This is a genomic window from Enterobacter cloacae complex sp. BZL2005 (assembly GCF_049238885.1).
GTDB classification, from domain to species: domain Bacteria; phylum Pseudomonadota; class Gammaproteobacteria; order Enterobacterales; family Enterobacteriaceae; genus Enterobacter; species Enterobacter roggenkampii.
Genome location: NZ_JBMKGI010000005.1, coordinates 34,754 through 48,830, shown reverse-complemented (window position 1 = coordinate 48,830; position 14,077 = coordinate 34,754). Strand labels below are relative to the sequence as shown.

Annotated in this window: 14 protein-coding genes; 7 read left to right on the top strand and 7 right to left on the bottom strand. The window is 54.9% G+C overall.

Annotated elements, in window-relative coordinates:
- Window positions 1-140 precede the first annotated feature (140 nt).
- Both degQ and degS read left to right on the top strand, forming a co-directional pair.
- On the top strand, window positions 141-1,508 hold the full coding sequence (degQ, locus tag ACOTXI_RS11280; protein ID WP_008502833.1) for a serine endoprotease DegQ: 1,368 nt from the start codon (window positions 141-143) through the stop codon (window positions 1,506-1,508).
- A gap of 91 nt (window positions 1,509-1,599) precedes the next feature.
- Window positions 1,600-2,667: an outer membrane-stress sensor serine endopeptidase DegS gene (gene degS / locus ACOTXI_RS11275; RefSeq protein ID WP_008502834.1), complete on the top strand. Its 1,068-nt coding sequence runs from the start codon at window positions 1,600-1,602 to the stop codon at window positions 2,665-2,667.
- A gap of 56 nt (window positions 2,668-2,723) precedes the next feature.
- Here degS and mdh read toward each other — a convergent pair whose 3' ends face one another.
- Entirely contained in the window at window positions 2,724-3,662 is a 939-nt protein-coding gene (mdh, locus tag ACOTXI_RS11270; RefSeq protein ID WP_008502835.1) for a malate dehydrogenase, read from the bottom strand.
- A gap of 397 nt (window positions 3,663-4,059) precedes the next feature.
- Here mdh and argR point away from each other — a divergent pair, with 397 nt between their 5' ends.
- From argR to yhcN (ACOTXI_RS11255), 3 genes are all read left to right on the top strand, one after another.
- A complete protein-coding gene (gene argR / locus ACOTXI_RS11265; protein WP_008502836.1) occupies window positions 4,060-4,530 on the top strand; it encodes a transcriptional regulator ArgR in 471 nt (156 codons plus the stop codon).
- Window positions 4,531-4,905: 375 nt separating this feature from the next.
- Window positions 4,906-5,169 (top strand): peroxide/acid stress response protein YhcN, encoded by a 264-nt coding sequence (gene yhcN / locus ACOTXI_RS11260; RefSeq protein WP_008502837.1) that lies wholly within the window; start codon window positions 4,906-4,908, stop codon window positions 5,167-5,169.
- Window positions 5,170-5,279: 110 nt separating this feature from the next.
- Window positions 5,280-5,546: a peroxide/acid stress response protein YhcN gene (yhcN, locus tag ACOTXI_RS11255; protein WP_008502838.1), complete on the top strand. Its 267-nt coding sequence runs from the start codon at window positions 5,280-5,282 to the stop codon at window positions 5,544-5,546.
- 61 nt (window positions 5,547-5,607) lie between these two features.
- On the opposite strand, the gene ACOTXI_RS11250 is transcribed toward yhcN (ACOTXI_RS11255), so the two are convergent.
- The 5 genes from ACOTXI_RS11250 to aaeX form a co-directional block, all read right to left on the bottom strand.
- On the bottom strand, window positions 5,608-5,880 hold the full coding sequence (locus ACOTXI_RS11250; RefSeq protein ID WP_008502839.1) for a barstar family protein: 273 nt from the start codon (window positions 5,878-5,880) through the stop codon (window positions 5,608-5,610).
- Window positions 5,881-5,925: 45 nt separating this feature from the next.
- Window positions 5,926-7,380, bottom strand: coding sequence for an NAD-dependent succinate-semialdehyde dehydrogenase (locus ACOTXI_RS11245; protein ID WP_008502840.1), 1,455 nt, complete (start codon window positions 7,378-7,380; stop codon window positions 5,926-5,928).
- A 90-nt stretch (window positions 7,381-7,470) separates the two neighbouring features.
- Window positions 7,471-9,438 carry a p-hydroxybenzoic acid efflux pump subunit AaeB gene (gene aaeB, locus ACOTXI_RS11240; RefSeq protein ID WP_008502841.1) on the bottom strand — a complete coding sequence of 656 codons (1,968 nt, stop codon included), beginning with the start codon at window positions 9,436-9,438 and terminating at the stop codon, window positions 7,471-7,473.
- 5 nt (window positions 9,439-9,443) lie between these two features.
- On the bottom strand, window positions 9,444-10,376 hold the full coding sequence (gene aaeA, locus ACOTXI_RS11235) for a p-hydroxybenzoic acid efflux pump subunit AaeA (RefSeq protein ID WP_045337040.1): 933 nt from the start codon (window positions 10,374-10,376) through the stop codon (window positions 9,444-9,446).
- A gap of 7 nt (window positions 10,377-10,383) precedes the next feature.
- Window positions 10,384-10,587 (bottom strand): p-hydroxybenzoic acid efflux pump operon protein AaeX, encoded by a 204-nt coding sequence (aaeX, locus tag ACOTXI_RS11230; RefSeq protein ID WP_003860416.1) that lies wholly within the window; start codon window positions 10,585-10,587, stop codon window positions 10,384-10,386.
- 179 nt (window positions 10,588-10,766) lie between these two features.
- Between aaeX and aaeR the strand changes: the two genes are divergently transcribed.
- Both aaeR and ACOTXI_RS11220 read left to right on the top strand, forming a co-directional pair.
- Window positions 10,767-11,693 (top strand): HTH-type transcriptional activator AaeR, encoded by a 927-nt coding sequence (gene aaeR, locus ACOTXI_RS11225; protein ID WP_008502843.1) that lies wholly within the window; start codon window positions 10,767-10,769, stop codon window positions 11,691-11,693.
- A 219-nt stretch (window positions 11,694-11,912) separates the two neighbouring features.
- Window positions 11,913-12,527 (top strand): YagU family protein, encoded by a 615-nt coding sequence (locus ACOTXI_RS11220; protein ID WP_058655008.1) that lies wholly within the window; start codon window positions 11,913-11,915, stop codon window positions 12,525-12,527.
- Window positions 12,528-12,572: 45 nt separating this feature from the next.
- On the opposite strand, the gene tldD is transcribed toward ACOTXI_RS11220, so the two are convergent.
- Window positions 12,573-14,018: a metalloprotease TldD gene (gene tldD / locus ACOTXI_RS11215; RefSeq protein ID WP_021242283.1), complete on the bottom strand. Its 1,446-nt coding sequence runs from the start codon at window positions 14,016-14,018 to the stop codon at window positions 12,573-12,575.
- Window positions 14,019-14,077 lie beyond the last annotated feature (59 nt).

Here is a 14,077-nt window from a genome sequence, read left to right as displayed (position 1 = left end):
GCGATTGCGCCCGTCCTTTCTTCCTGACCCCAGCTATCATTTAGTTAAACACCTCATTGTTCAGCGGTTTAAAATTCAATAACATCAACGTGTTTTTGGGGCCGTTTTTCCTTTATTCCAGGTTACGAGAGTCAACATCGATGAAGAAAAAAAACCAGCTGTTGAGCGCTATCGCGTTAAGTGTCGGGTTATCTCTCTCGGCGTCCGTCCCTGTATTTGCCGCCCTTCCCTCCCAGGTGCCTGGCCAGGCGGCCATTCCAAGCCTTGCCCCCATGCTGGAAAAAGTGTTGCCTGCGGTGGTCAGCGTTCAGGTTGAGGGCACGGCGGTACAAAGCCAACGCGTCCCTGAAGAACTGAAAAAATATTTTGGCGATGAGTCTCCCGACCAGCAGGCCCAGCCTTTTGAAGGCCTGGGTTCCGGCGTCATTATTGATGCGGCAAAAGGCTACATTCTGACTAACAATCATGTCATCAGCCAGGCCGATAAAATCAGCGTCCAGCTAAACGATGGCCGCGAATTTGATGCCAAACTGATTGGCGGCGATGACCAGAGCGACATCGCGCTATTGCAGGTACAAAACCCGAGTAACCTGACCCAGATTGCCATCGCGGACTCCGACAAACTGCGCGTCGGTGATTTTGCCGTCGCCGTGGGTAACCCCTTTGGCTTAGGGCAAACCGCCACTTCCGGGATCGTCTCCGCGCTGGGACGCAGCGGCCTCAATCTGGAAGGGCTGGAAAACTTTATCCAGACCGATGCCTCAATCAACCGCGGGAACTCCGGCGGGGCGTTACTTAACCTTAACGGTGAGCTGATTGGGATCAACACAGCCATTCTGGCCCCGGGTGGCGGCAGCATCGGGATCGGTTTTGCGATTCCCAGCAATATGGCCAAAACCCTGGCGCAGCAGCTCATTCAGTTCGGCGAAATCAAACGCGGGCTGCTGGGTATTAAAGGTATGGAGATGAGCGCCGATATCGCCAAAGCGTTCAACATCAACGTACAGCGCGGGGCGTTTGTCAGTGAAGTGCTGCCTAACTCCGGCTCGGCAAAAGCAGGTATCAAATCGGGCGATGTGATCGTCAGCCTCAACGACAAGCCGCTGAGCAGCTTTGCCGAGCTGCGCTCGCGGATAGCGACCACCGAACCCGGCGCCAAAGTGAAGCTGGGTCTGATCCGTGACGGTAAGCCGCTGGACGTTGAAGTGACGCTGGATAAGAGCACCTCCTCCTCTGCCAGTGCGGAGCTGATCGCCCCGGCGCTGCAGGGTGCGACGCTGAGCGATGGACAGCTGAAAGACGGTACGAAAGGCATTCGCATCGACACCGTTGAGAAGAGCAGCCCTGCCGCACAGGCCGGATTGCATCCGGAAGATGTGATCATTGGGGTAAACCGCAATCGCGTGCAGTCCATTGCCGAACTGCGCAAGGTGATGGAGAGTAAACCGGCGGTTATTGCCCTGCAGGTCATGCGCGGCAATGAGTCTATCTATATTCTGTTGCGCTAAGCATTTGCGACCCGGACATCACCGCTGCGTGTGATGTCCGGATAACTCATGTTATGCTGCAAATCGTTCCTTTTTTAACGACACGCGCATCATGCTTTTAAAGCTCTTACGTTCTATTGTCATCGGTTTGATTGTCGCTGGCCTGCTGCTGCTGGCGCTGCCGTCTTTACGTCAGTTCAATAAACTGTCGGCCCCTCAGTTCGATAGCACGGATGAAACGCCGGCCACCTATAACCAGGCCGTTCGCCGTGCCGCACCTGCCGTAGTTAACGTCTATAACCGTGGCCTGAATACCTCAGCCCATAACCAGCTGGAGATCCGCACTCTCGGCTCCGGGGTAATCATGGACGAGCGCGGCTACATTATTACCAACAAGCATGTGATAAACGATGCCGACCAGATCATCGTCGCCCTACAGGATGGCCGCGTGTTTGAGGCATTACTCGTTGGCTCTGACAGCCTGACTGACCTCGCCGTCCTGAAGATTAACGCCACGGGCGGTTTGCCGGTCATCCCGATCAACCGTAAACGTACCCCGCATATTGGTGACGTCGTCCTGGCGATTGGTAACCCTTACAACCTGGGCCAGACCATCACCCAGGGGATTATCAGCGCGACCGGGCGTATTGGCCTCAACCCATCCGGGCGGCAGAACTTCCTGCAAACCGATGCCTCCATCAACCACGGTAACTCCGGCGGTGCGCTGGTCAACTCGCTGGGCGAACTGATGGGCATCAACACCCTCTCGTTCGATAAGAGTAACGACGGCGAGACGCCGGAAGGGATCGGCTTTGCCATTCCGTTCCAGCTGGCGACCAAAATTATGGATAAGCTGATCCGCGACGGACGCGTGATCCGCGGCTATATCGGTATCGGTGGCCGTGAAATTGCGCCGATGCATACCCAGGGGGGCGGGATCGATCAGATCCAGGGCATCGTGGTGAACGAGGTGGCGCCAGGGGGGCCGGCGGCCAACGCGGGGATTCAGGTCAATGACGTCATTGTGTCGGTTAACGGCACGCCGGCGGTTTCTGCGCTGGAGACGATGGACCAGGTGGCAGAAATTCGCCCGGGCTCTATCATCCCTGTTGAAGTCATGCGCAACGATAAGAAACTGACGCTGCAGGTCACCATTCAGGAATACCCGGCAACGAACTGACAGGCATAAAAAAACGGAGCGATAAGCTCCGTTTTTTTGCCGGGAGACGGTTCGTATTACTTGTTAACGAACTCTTCACCCAGGGTGATATCTTTCTTCAGCGTATCCAGCATGCCTTCCATCGCGTGTTGTTCAAACGCGCTCAGCGTACCAATGGATTTACGCTCTTCGATACCATTTTTGCCCAGCAGCAGCGGCTGAGAGAAGAAGCGAGCGTGTTCGCCATCGCCTTCAACGTAAGCGCATTCAACAACGCCTTTCTCGCCCTGCAGGGCGCGAACCAGCGACAGACCGAAACGTGCAGCCGCCTGGCCCATAGACAGGGTTGCAGAACCACCACCCGCCTTCGCTTCCACCACTTCGGTGCCCGCGTTCTGGATGCGTTTAGTCAGGTCAGCCACTTCCTGCTCGGTGAAGCTCACGCCTGGGATCTGCGACAGCAGAGGCAGGATGGTAACGCCAGAGTGACCGCCGATGACCGGCACTTCAACTTCTGTTGGCTGTTTGCCCTTCAGCTCAGCAACAAAGGTGTTGGAGCGAATAATATCCAGCGTGGTTACGCCGAACAGTTTGTTTTTGTCGTAAACACCTGCTTTCTTCAGCACTTCTGCCGCGATAGCAACGGTGGTGTTCACCGGGTTAGTGATGATACCGATGCACGCTTTCGGGCACACTTCAGCAATCTGCTGCACCAGGTTTTTCACGATGCCCGCGTTGACGTTGAACAGGTCTGAACGATCCATGCCTGGCTTACGCGCCACGCCTGCAGAAATCAGCACCACGTCGGCACCCTGCAGAGCAGGACGCGCATCTTCACCGGAGAAGCCTTTGATTTTTACAGCGGTAGGGATGTGGCTCAGGTCAACCGCCACACCTGGGGTTACCGGAGCAATATCGTACAGGGAGAGTTCTGAGCCTGAAGGCAGTTGGGTTTTCAGTAGTAGGGCAAGCGCCTGGCCGATACCACCAGCAGCGCCGAGGACTGCGACTTTCATCCTAAACTCCTTATTATGGTTAACTTAAGTATCTGTAAATCCGTTGCGGCGACCATAATTCAGCAAGTGTTTAATTACAATTTTCGTAGCTAAAGAATTTGAGGTCGCGCGACTTTATCTCTCTTCAGAAGGCTATCTGACGACAGACGGCAACGAATTAAGAGGTGGTTACAATACACCCTGGCCCGCCACCAAAACAACATCATTTTGATAACATTTAATTTACTTTTAAGCTTATTTGCGCGGCGTGACCCAGGCATGTTTTCTGATAACGAATTCTGATAAAATCACTCCCTTTCATAACATTATTTCAGCCTGGCGCTGAGTAGATAATTTGCATAAAAATTCATCCACATGCATAATAATGTTGTTTCTATCGTCATATTCCGGGTGACTTATGCGAAGCTCGTCTAAGCAAGAAGAATTAGTCAAGGCGTTTAAAGCGCTACTTAAAGAAGAGAAATTCAGTTCTCAGGGAGAAATTGTTCAGGCGCTGCAGGAACAGGGCTTCGACAACATCAATCAGTCGAAGGTCTCCCGCATGTTAACGAAATTTGGCGCGGTACGTACCCGTAACGCCAAGATGGAGATGGTCTATTGCCTGCCGGCTGAACTTGGCGTGCCGACCACCTCCAGCCCGCTCAAGAATCTGGTTCTGGATATCGACTACAACGATGCCGTTGTGGTGATCCACACAAGCCCAGGTGCCGCACAGCTGATTGCCCGCATGCTGGACTCATTGGGTAAAACGGAAGGTATCCTCGGGACTATCGCCGGTGATGACACCATCTTTACCACGCCAGCCAGCGGTTTCTCCGTTAAAGATCTCCACGAAGCGATTCTGGTTCTGTTCGAACAGGAACTCTAATCCCCTTTCCCCGTAGCGCCGCTGCGGGGATCGTTCTGCCTCCACACCGTTTCCCCCTCTTTTTCACTGCCTCTGCCTTTGACAAATAGTGCTTTTTACCACCCATTAACATTCACCTGGTGAATGATAAATCAAAAAATCGCACAAAAAATCAAAAGCTGATATCCATATGATTTCATTAGACATAACCAACTAAAATGTGCAAAAAATACCCAATATTATGCAATTTGGTTATAAAAAAAAGACTGTTTAACACGTAATAACAATAGAAACCATTAGTCTGGTATTAATTTTTTCCGTTATTAGTGTATACTTGATTTTGTGATGAGGGTCACGAAACAAGACTCCACTAAAAAATTCGACGAGGTAAAAATCATGAAAATCAAATCAACTGTAGCGGCGCTGAGCGTCCTGTCTGTCCTGTCATTCGGTGCCTTCGCGGCTGACGCTATCAATGCTGACCAGGCGCAATCCCGCCAGGCCATCGGTACGGTTTCTGTCGGCGCGGTCGGCACATCGCCAATGGACATGCATGAGATGCTGAACAAAAAAGCGGAAGAAAAGGGTGCGTCATCCTATCGCATCATCGAAGCGCGCTCTGGTGCACACTGGCACGCCACCGCTGAGCTGTACAAATAAGTTTTAGTAATAACTGAACACGTAAATCTCCACTCAACGGCACCAGGCATAAAAATAGCGGTTCAACCCTTCTCGCCGTTGAGCAAAAACCCTATTCAGGAGTAAAGACTATGAAAACCAAATTGATCATCGCAACCCTCGGTCTGGCATCTGTTCTCTCTTTCGGCGCAAGCGCAGCCGTACAGCAGGTGAATGCCGACCAGGCACAAAATCTGCAGCCTATGGGCAGCATCTCCGTGACGTCTGTTACCGGCTCTCCGATGGATATCCGTCACGAACTGGCTGCCAAAGCTGAAAAAGCAGGTGCCAGCAGCTATCGCGTCACCGAACTGAATCAGGGTGACCACTGGCATGCAACTGCAGAACTGTATAAATAAACCCTCGTCGTATCTCATCATACGACTTGCCCCTGGCCTGATGGTCAGGGGCTTTTTTCATTCAGTGCCGCGCGTTAAAACGCAGCTGCCCTTCCAGCTCTTCTTCCGCTTCATCGAACAGTAATATCAGTGCGCCAAAGCGTCTGCGCAGCTTATCGGGCAAATGGATGAACTCAATTTCCAGCGGTAGCGGCAGCAGACTACCGGTCACCACGTCCCACAGCGTATCCAGATTCGTCACGCTTTCCCGTTCAAGATCAAACACCCGGATAAATTCACGGTAGAAGTCTTCCTGACTGTCGATCTCGTCAAAATCAAAGGTATAGGTTTTCATTGCCAGCCACCCAGTCCAGGCGAGCGGCAGATGCCGCCCTGTCTATTATAATCCCCCAATGTGAAGGGTTTTCACTTCCAGATACTCTTCCAGACCCAGCACGGAGCCCTCACGACCCAGGCCTGACTCCTTCACGCCACCAAAGGGCCCCAGTTCCGTGGAGACGGCACACTCGTTAATGCCGATCATCCCACTCTCGATCGCCTGCGAAACGCGGAAAACACGTGAGAGATTCTGGGTGTAGAAGTAAGCCGCCAGCCCGTAGGGCGTATTGTTGGCGCGCTGGATAACTTCATCTTCCGAGGTGAAACGGAAACACGCCGCAACCGGGCCAAACGTCTCTTCTTCTGCCAGCTTCATGCCTTCATGGCAGTCGCCCAGCACGGTTGGCATCCAGAAATTCCCGCCAAGCGGATGGGGCTTACCCCCTGCCAGTACGGTTGCCCCCCGTGAGACGGCATCGTCGACATGCTCACGCACCTTGTCGACCGCAGCAGATTCAATCAGCGGTCCGACAACGACGCCCTCGTCAAGGCCATTCCCCACCTTGAGCGCCTTCACGGCATCGGCAAGTTTATTCACAAACTTGTCGTAGACGGTTTCCTGAATATAAAAACGGTTCACGCTGACGCAGACCTGCCCGGCATTGCGGAACTTGTTGGCAATCGCCCCCTTCACCGCCGCGTCGATGTCTGCATCCTCAAAAACGATATACGGGGCATTTCCCCCCAGCTCCATCGAGACTTTTTTCATGGTTTCGGCAGCATTACGCACCAGCGTTTTGCCGACGGAGGTCGAGCCGGTAAAGGAGATTTTACGCACGTCTCGGCTTGCCATAATCGCATCGCTGATTTCATGGGTATTCCCGGCCACGGCGTTGAGCACGCCGTCGGGTACGCCGGCCTGTTTTGCCAGGGTGAGCAGCGCAAAGGCACTGAGCGGCGTGTTATTGGCCGGTTTGATCACTCCGGTGCACCCCGCAGCCAGCGCTGGGCCTAATTTGCGGGTGAGCATGGCCATTGGGAAGTTCCACGGCGTTATCGCCGCCACCACGCCTATGGGTTCGCGGGTCGCCAGAATGCGCGAGCCGGGTTTGATCGGCGGAATAATTTCCCCGTTGGCGCGCTTGGCCTCTTCGGCAAACCACTGGATAAAGCTGGCAGCGTACTCCACCTCACCTTCCGCTTCTTTCAGCGGCTTGCCCTGCTCGGTGGTCATTAACTGCCCGAGCCAGCTTTTATTCTCAATAATCAGTTCGTACCAGCGATAAAGAATCGCCGAGCGCTCTTTCGCGGTTTTGGCACGCCAGGCCGGGAAGGCTTTGGTGGCCGCTGCGATAGCCTCTTCGGTTTGTGCTTTACCCGCTTTCGCGACTTTCGCGATGACTTCCCCGGTAGCGGGGTTAAGCACATCGAAGGTCGTGTCCAGCGTTTTCCAGATCCCGTTGACCAGATAACCAGTCTGAAAAAGGATGTGATCCTGAAGCGCCTGGGTCGTCATGTGTCCTCCCTTCCTGAAATGTAAGAACGTGCTGGAATAAGTATAGCCACAAAAAAACCGACGCTTTTGGCGTCGGTTTTTTTACTTCAGTCAGCTATCCGTGAGGGCATTCTGGTAGCGATGCAGCATCAACACCAGCCGTCCTACCGGCTCGGTCACCTGAGGCGGCGCTTCCCAGGTTTTAAGCTTCTCCTGGTAGATATCAAGCTCTGCAAGCAGCTGCGTAAAGTAGCGACGTCGTTTGTCATCACTGCTGGCGGAAAGCACGTGGTCCGCGGTACGACGCAGCTGGCGGTGCCAGGCCGACAGATCGTCGTTGATCGGCACCGGCGCATTGCGCAGACGCTGGTGTGCAATGATCATGGTTAGCGCCAGGCGGAACTTGGCAATGTCGCCCGGGAACTTGTTCAGCAGTAAAAACAGCTGCTGGTAGAGCGCGGGGAGGTGGTTCTCTTTTCGACGCGCGGTGTTGGTTGTCATCGACGACACGGCGGCCGACACAAACTGGTTCAACAGCACGCGGCCCGTTCTTGCCTGCGAATTATCGCGGACCAGCAGAATCACCATCATCGCCAGGAAACAGCCCACCAGCTGACCTAACGCGCTGTCGAGGAACTGGCTGAAATGGAACGTCATCGGGTTATCCAGCACGATGATATTAATCGTACTCGCCAGCGCCCCCAGCGATCCCAGACGCCGCTTTTGCACTTCTATACCGATAAAGAACGCCATCACTGCCAGGCTAATACAGAGCAGCAGCATGCTCTGCTGGGTAGACGGGATGATGACCAGAAAATAGAGCGCGCCGATCGGCAGGGCGGCAAGGGTGCCGTACAGGAAATCGATGGCGACCATACGCGGGTTAGGCAGACGCATCGCCAGTGCGGTCACGACGGCAATCATCACCATCGCGCCGCTGCCGGACGTCCAGCCCGTCCACAGCCAGAACAGCGTGCCGAGCATACAGGCAAGCGTCGTCCGCCAGAAGTTGACCATCGCGTGATGGCGCTCGGCGGATTCCGGCTTGATCACCACTTCGCCCTGCAGTACCTCTTCTTCCGCCGCGCTGATTTTGGTATTCCCGATCACGCCGCGTTTCAGCAGCAGGTAGCGCGTCGCGGCGCCGACCCAGGTGTAGATCGTTACCGGCGTGTCACGTTCCCCTGTCCAGGCAATAACCCTGCGCATACGCTTAAGCTGCTTGTGCACGTCCTGCACCGTTTCCACTGGCTCAGCGAACAGTTCGCGGAACGTATCGGTGACCACTTCCGGGCGCGTGTTCTGAATCAGGTAGGTTTCACATGCCTGGGTAATCAGCGTTAACGAGACCGTATTAAGGGCTTTCAGACGACGGTTAGCGCGAGCCCAGCGTGACGACTCCATATTGAGATTGCTGCGCATCCCTTCCAGCGCCTGCGTGCGGCGAACCAGCCCGCTCCAGGCTTTATCCACCTCTTCGCTGTCGCCGTGTTTAATGCAGAGCTGCATCAGCTGGTACTGGGCGACAATCAGCGCGTCAAGCTCACGGTCGACTTCCTGCTTGATGGAGCGCGGGGAGAACAGCAGGTCCGCGACAATTGCACTCACGATACCAATGACAATCTCACTGCATCGCTCCACCGCAAACTGCGGAGCCAGCAGCGGCTCGGACTGGATGGTGATGATAATAATCAGCGCGGTATAGCCCGCCAGGCCCCAGGCATAGGAGTTCTCCACTTTCACCAGGGATGAGATCCAGGTGCAGAAGCCCGCCCAGATACAGCACACCATCAGCATCAGCAGCGGCGTGCGGATCATCAGGATAATAATGGTGAGCGCCGCGATACAGCCGATGAACGTCCCGATGATACGCAGCATTCCGCGATAGCGGATCGCGCCTGAATAGGGTTCCCCACCCGCGGCAAAGGCGGGACCCGCAGCGACAATCGCGGCCGTCAGCACTGCCCAGCGCGGGGTTTCAAGCTGGAAGTGGAAGCCAACAAACAGCGCCAGCACAATGGCACACGCCAGCTTCACGGCGAAGCGAATGTGCTGGCTGGCGATGGAAAAGATGCCCATAGCGATTAACCAAACTCGCGCAGACGATGGGCGATTTTACGGAAGAATGAGTCCTGGCTGGCATCCCTATCTTTCTCACCGGTAATCACCACCGTCGCCGTGGTACCCGCAGGCCACAGATTGCCCTGCTGTTCATCCAGGTGGATACGGACCGGCACGCGCTGGGCCAGACGCACCCACTCGAGGTTGGAATCCACCGTTGCCATCCCTTTTGCATCACGCGAACTGCTGGAGTTGGTGACCCCTGCGGCGACGCTGTCGACGGTACCTTTAAAGACGCGGTTGCTGCCCAGCGGCGTGATTTCTGCCCGATAGCCGGGACGTACGCCCTCCAGCTTGGTCTCTTCCATATAGGCGAGTACATAGAAAGAGTTCTGTTTCACCAGCGCCACGGCGGTTGAGCCACGGGTAATGAATTCCCCGGCATAGACGTTAAGGTTGGTCACCCAGCCATCAGACGGCGCGCGGATCACGGTACGCTCCAGATCGAGCTTCGCCAGATCGCGCGTTGCTTGTGCTTTCGCCAGCTGGTGCAGCACGGTTTGCAGCACGTTGTTGGACTGGTCAATCTCTTCACGGGACATTGCCTGAACGCCAAGCTGATTACGGCGGCCTGCCTCACGGCGTTTCTCCGCAGCCAGCGCCTGGTAATAGGCCACGTCCGCTTCCGCCTCTTCCAGCGCTTTCTGGTAACGAGGCTGGTCGATGGTGAACAGAACCTGATCTTTTTTCACCAGCTGGTTATCGTGAACGTTAACCGCCGTGATAAGACCGGCCACGTCAGGGGCAATGGCCACCACATCGGCGCTAAAGCGCGCGTCACGCGTCCACGGTGATTCGGTGTAATAGACCCAGGCGCGGAAAATGGCAATGAAGGCGAGGATAACCAGCGCCATGGTGATGGCAGTGCGGGAGATTTTTCTTGTTAGCGTTTTCACATCAACCTCAGACAAACATGCGCGATATCAGGTAAAACAGGCAGCAATACAGCGCGGTATTGAACAATGCAGGGTGCCAGACGAAATCGTAGATCCCGGTAGGGACCAGCACCTTGCGCACCAGCCAGAAGATCGCCAGTGATAAAAGAAGCTCGAAAAATATCGGTGGGAACGACAGACCGAACACCACGATAACGGGAAACAGACTCATGTTGACCTTGATAAGAGAGAGTGCAGGCTTCAGAATTTTTTAGCGCACGCCACCGCAGGAGAGCAAGAAACGCCGGGCGAGAATGGCGCAGCCGTTATGTAATTAATAATATATTAACGTAACTGTTATGCTGTTATCTATAATATGTGATCTAAATCACTTTTAAGCCAGAGTGAACAATGGAACGTTTAAAACGCATGTCAGTCTTCGCCAAAGTGGTTGAACTGGGCTCCTTTACCGCCGCTGCACGCCAGCTTCAGATGAGCGTCTCCTCTATCAGCCAGACGGTGTCCAAACTGGAAGATGAGCTTCAGGTCAAGCTGCTCAACCGCAGTACCCGCAGCATTGGCCTGACGGAAGCGGGTAAAATTTACTATCAGGGCTGTCGTCGCATGCTTCTGGAAGTGCGGGATGTTCACGAACAGCTCTACGCCTTCAACAACACCCCCATCGGCACGCTGCGCATCGGGTGTTCTTCAACTATGGCACAAAATGTTCTCGCTGCCATGACGGCGGATATGCTGAAAGAGTACCCCGGGCTTACCGTCAATCTGGTGACGGGTATCCCGGCGCCGGATCTGATTGCCGACGGCCTGGACGTGGTGATCCGCGTCGGCGCGCTGCAGGATTCCAGCCTGTTCTCGCGTCGGCTGGGCAGCATGCCGATGGTCGTCTGCGCTTCGAAGAGCTATCTGGCCCAGTACGGTGTGCCGGAGAAACCCGCCGATCTCACCAACCACTCGTGGCTGGAGTACAGCGTGCGGCCCGACAATGAATTTGAGCTGATTGCCCCGGAAGGGATCTCCACCAAACTGCTGCCGGAGGGGCGGTTTGTCACTAACGACCCCATGACCATTTCGCGCTGGCTGGTGGCTGGCGCCGGGATCGCCTACGTGCCGCTGATGTGGGTGATCAACGAAATTAACAGCGGCGTGCTGGAGATCCTCTTCCCGCGCTACCAATCCGATCCGCGTCCGGTGTACGCCCTGTATACCGAAAAAGACAAGCTCCCGCTGAAAGTCCAGGTGTGTATTAACTATCTGACCGAGTATTTTGTGGACGTGGCGGAGCTGTTTCAGGGGATGCGGGGAAGACGAAAGGAATAATCCATTTATTCCTGAACGTATAAGACCGATGAATATTCCCAGGATGAATCCCGTATTCATTCAGGAATATTCCTTCGCCACTATCAGGAATAGCTAATTGACACTACCGCCATCAGCCCATTACTTTATATGCAGTCTGCTCGTCAGACTGTTATTAATTTGTTGCTGATATGAATAATAAAATGTATTTCGCAGGATGACGTTAAACAAGGAAAAGAAATGAATCTATTTGAACAAACACCGCCTTCACGCAGGCGCTATGGACTCGCCGCGTTCATCGGTTTAATTGCAGGGATCGTCTCCGCTTTTGTCAAATGGGGAGCCGAAGTGCCGCTTCCGCCACGCAGCCCTGCCGACTTATTCACCGGCGCATGCGGACCTGAGCACTTAATAAGAGCCGCAGGTCAGATCGACTGCTCCCGCAATTTTTTAAACCCTCCCTATGTATTTTTACGTGACTGGCTTGGCGTTGTCGATCCTAACGCAGCAGTTTATACATTTGCCGGACATATATTTAACTGGGTCGGCGTAACGCATATTATTTTCTCCATCGTCTTCGCTGTTGGCTATTGTGTCGTGGCTGAAGTCTTCCCGAAAATTAAACTCTGGCAGGGTTTGCTGGCAGGTGCGTTAGCTCAGCTCTTTGTGCATATGATCTCCTTCCCGCTGATGGGGTTGACGCCACCGCTGTTTGAGCTGCCGTGGTATGAACACGTGTCAGAGATCGTGGGCCATCTGGTCTGGTTCTGGTCGATCGAAATTATTCGTCGTGACTTGCGTAACCGCATCACTCACGAGCCGGATCCGGAGATTACGCTGGGTAACTTACGTTAAAAAAAAGGCGCTACATCTGTAGCGCCTTTTTTATGTTTGCTCAGGTCAGGCTGTGCCGCCCACCGTCAGGTTGTCTACTTTCAGCGTTGGCTGGCCCACGCCCACTGGCAGGCTCTGGCCCTCTTTACCGCAGACGCCCACGCCGTTATCCAGCTTCAGATCGTTACCGACCATGGAGATCTGCTGCATGGCTTCAATACCGGAGCCGATCAGCGTTGCACCTTTCACCGCTTTGGTCACTTTGCCCTTCTCGATCAGGTACGCTTCTGAGGTTGAGAAGACAAACTTACCGGAGGTGATATCCACCTGGCCGCCGCCAAAGTTAGGCGCAAAGATACCGTAATCAACGGATTCGATAATCTCCTGCGGCGTGGATTTGCCCGGCAGCATGTAGGTATTGGTCATGCGCGGCATCGGCAGGTGCGCGTAGGACTCACGACGGCCGTTACCCGTTGGCGCAACGCCCATCAGGCGCGCGTTGAGTTTGTCCTGCATGTAGCCTTTCAGCACGCCGTTTTCGATCAGCACGTTGTACTGGCCGGGCGTACCTTCATCGTCGATAGCGACCGAGCCGCGACGATCGCGCATGGTGCCATCATCCACCACGGTGCACAGTTCAGAGGAGACAAGTTGACCAATCTGACCGCTGAATACCGACGTTCCGCGACGGTTAAAGTCGCCTTCCAGACCATGGCCCACCGCCTCATGCAGCAGCACGCCCGGCCAGCCGGCACCCAGCACCACCGGGAATGAACCCGCCGGCGCCGCGACGGCATTCAGATTCACCAGCGCCATGCGCACGGCTTCTTTTGCCCACGCGTCAGCGCGCGCTTCACCGTCAACGTCGCCCAGGAACCAGTCATAGCCAAAACGACCGCCGCCGCCGCTTGAACCGCGCTCGCGTTTGCCGTCCTCATCGACCTGCACGCTGATAGAGAGACGCACCAGCGGACGGACATCTGCCGCCAGGGTACCGTCCGTTGCCGCCACCAGAATCAGTTCATACACACCGCTCAGGCTGGCTGAAACTTCCTGCACGCGTTTATCTGCCGCGCGCGCCACTTTGTCCACGCGGCGCAGGATATCCAGCTTCTCTTCACGGCTCATGCTCTGCAGCGGATCGATGCTGGTATAGAGCGCAGAGTGCTGCACTTCTCCCAGGGTTTTCACGCGACCATCGCCGGTATCACGCACAATGGTGCGCGCGGCCTGCGCGCTCTGCTCAAGTGCGGCGAGGCTAATCTGATCGGCATACGCAAAACCGGTTTTCTCCCCGCTGACGGCGCGGACGCCAACGCCCTGGTCGATGTTGTAAGAGCCATCTTTAATGATGCTGTCTTCTAAAACCCAGGATTCGTGATAGCTCGACTGGAAATAAAGGTCGCCGTAGTCGAGACGGCGTTCGGTCAGTTGACCAAGAATGGAGAACAGGTCCTGATGGTTCAGGCCGTTCGCTGCGAGCAAATGTTCACTTACCAGGTTCAGACTCATCGTATTGCTACTCGTTCGTTGCCGCCCGTGGCGGTATAAAGATCGTATTTATTGAGAGT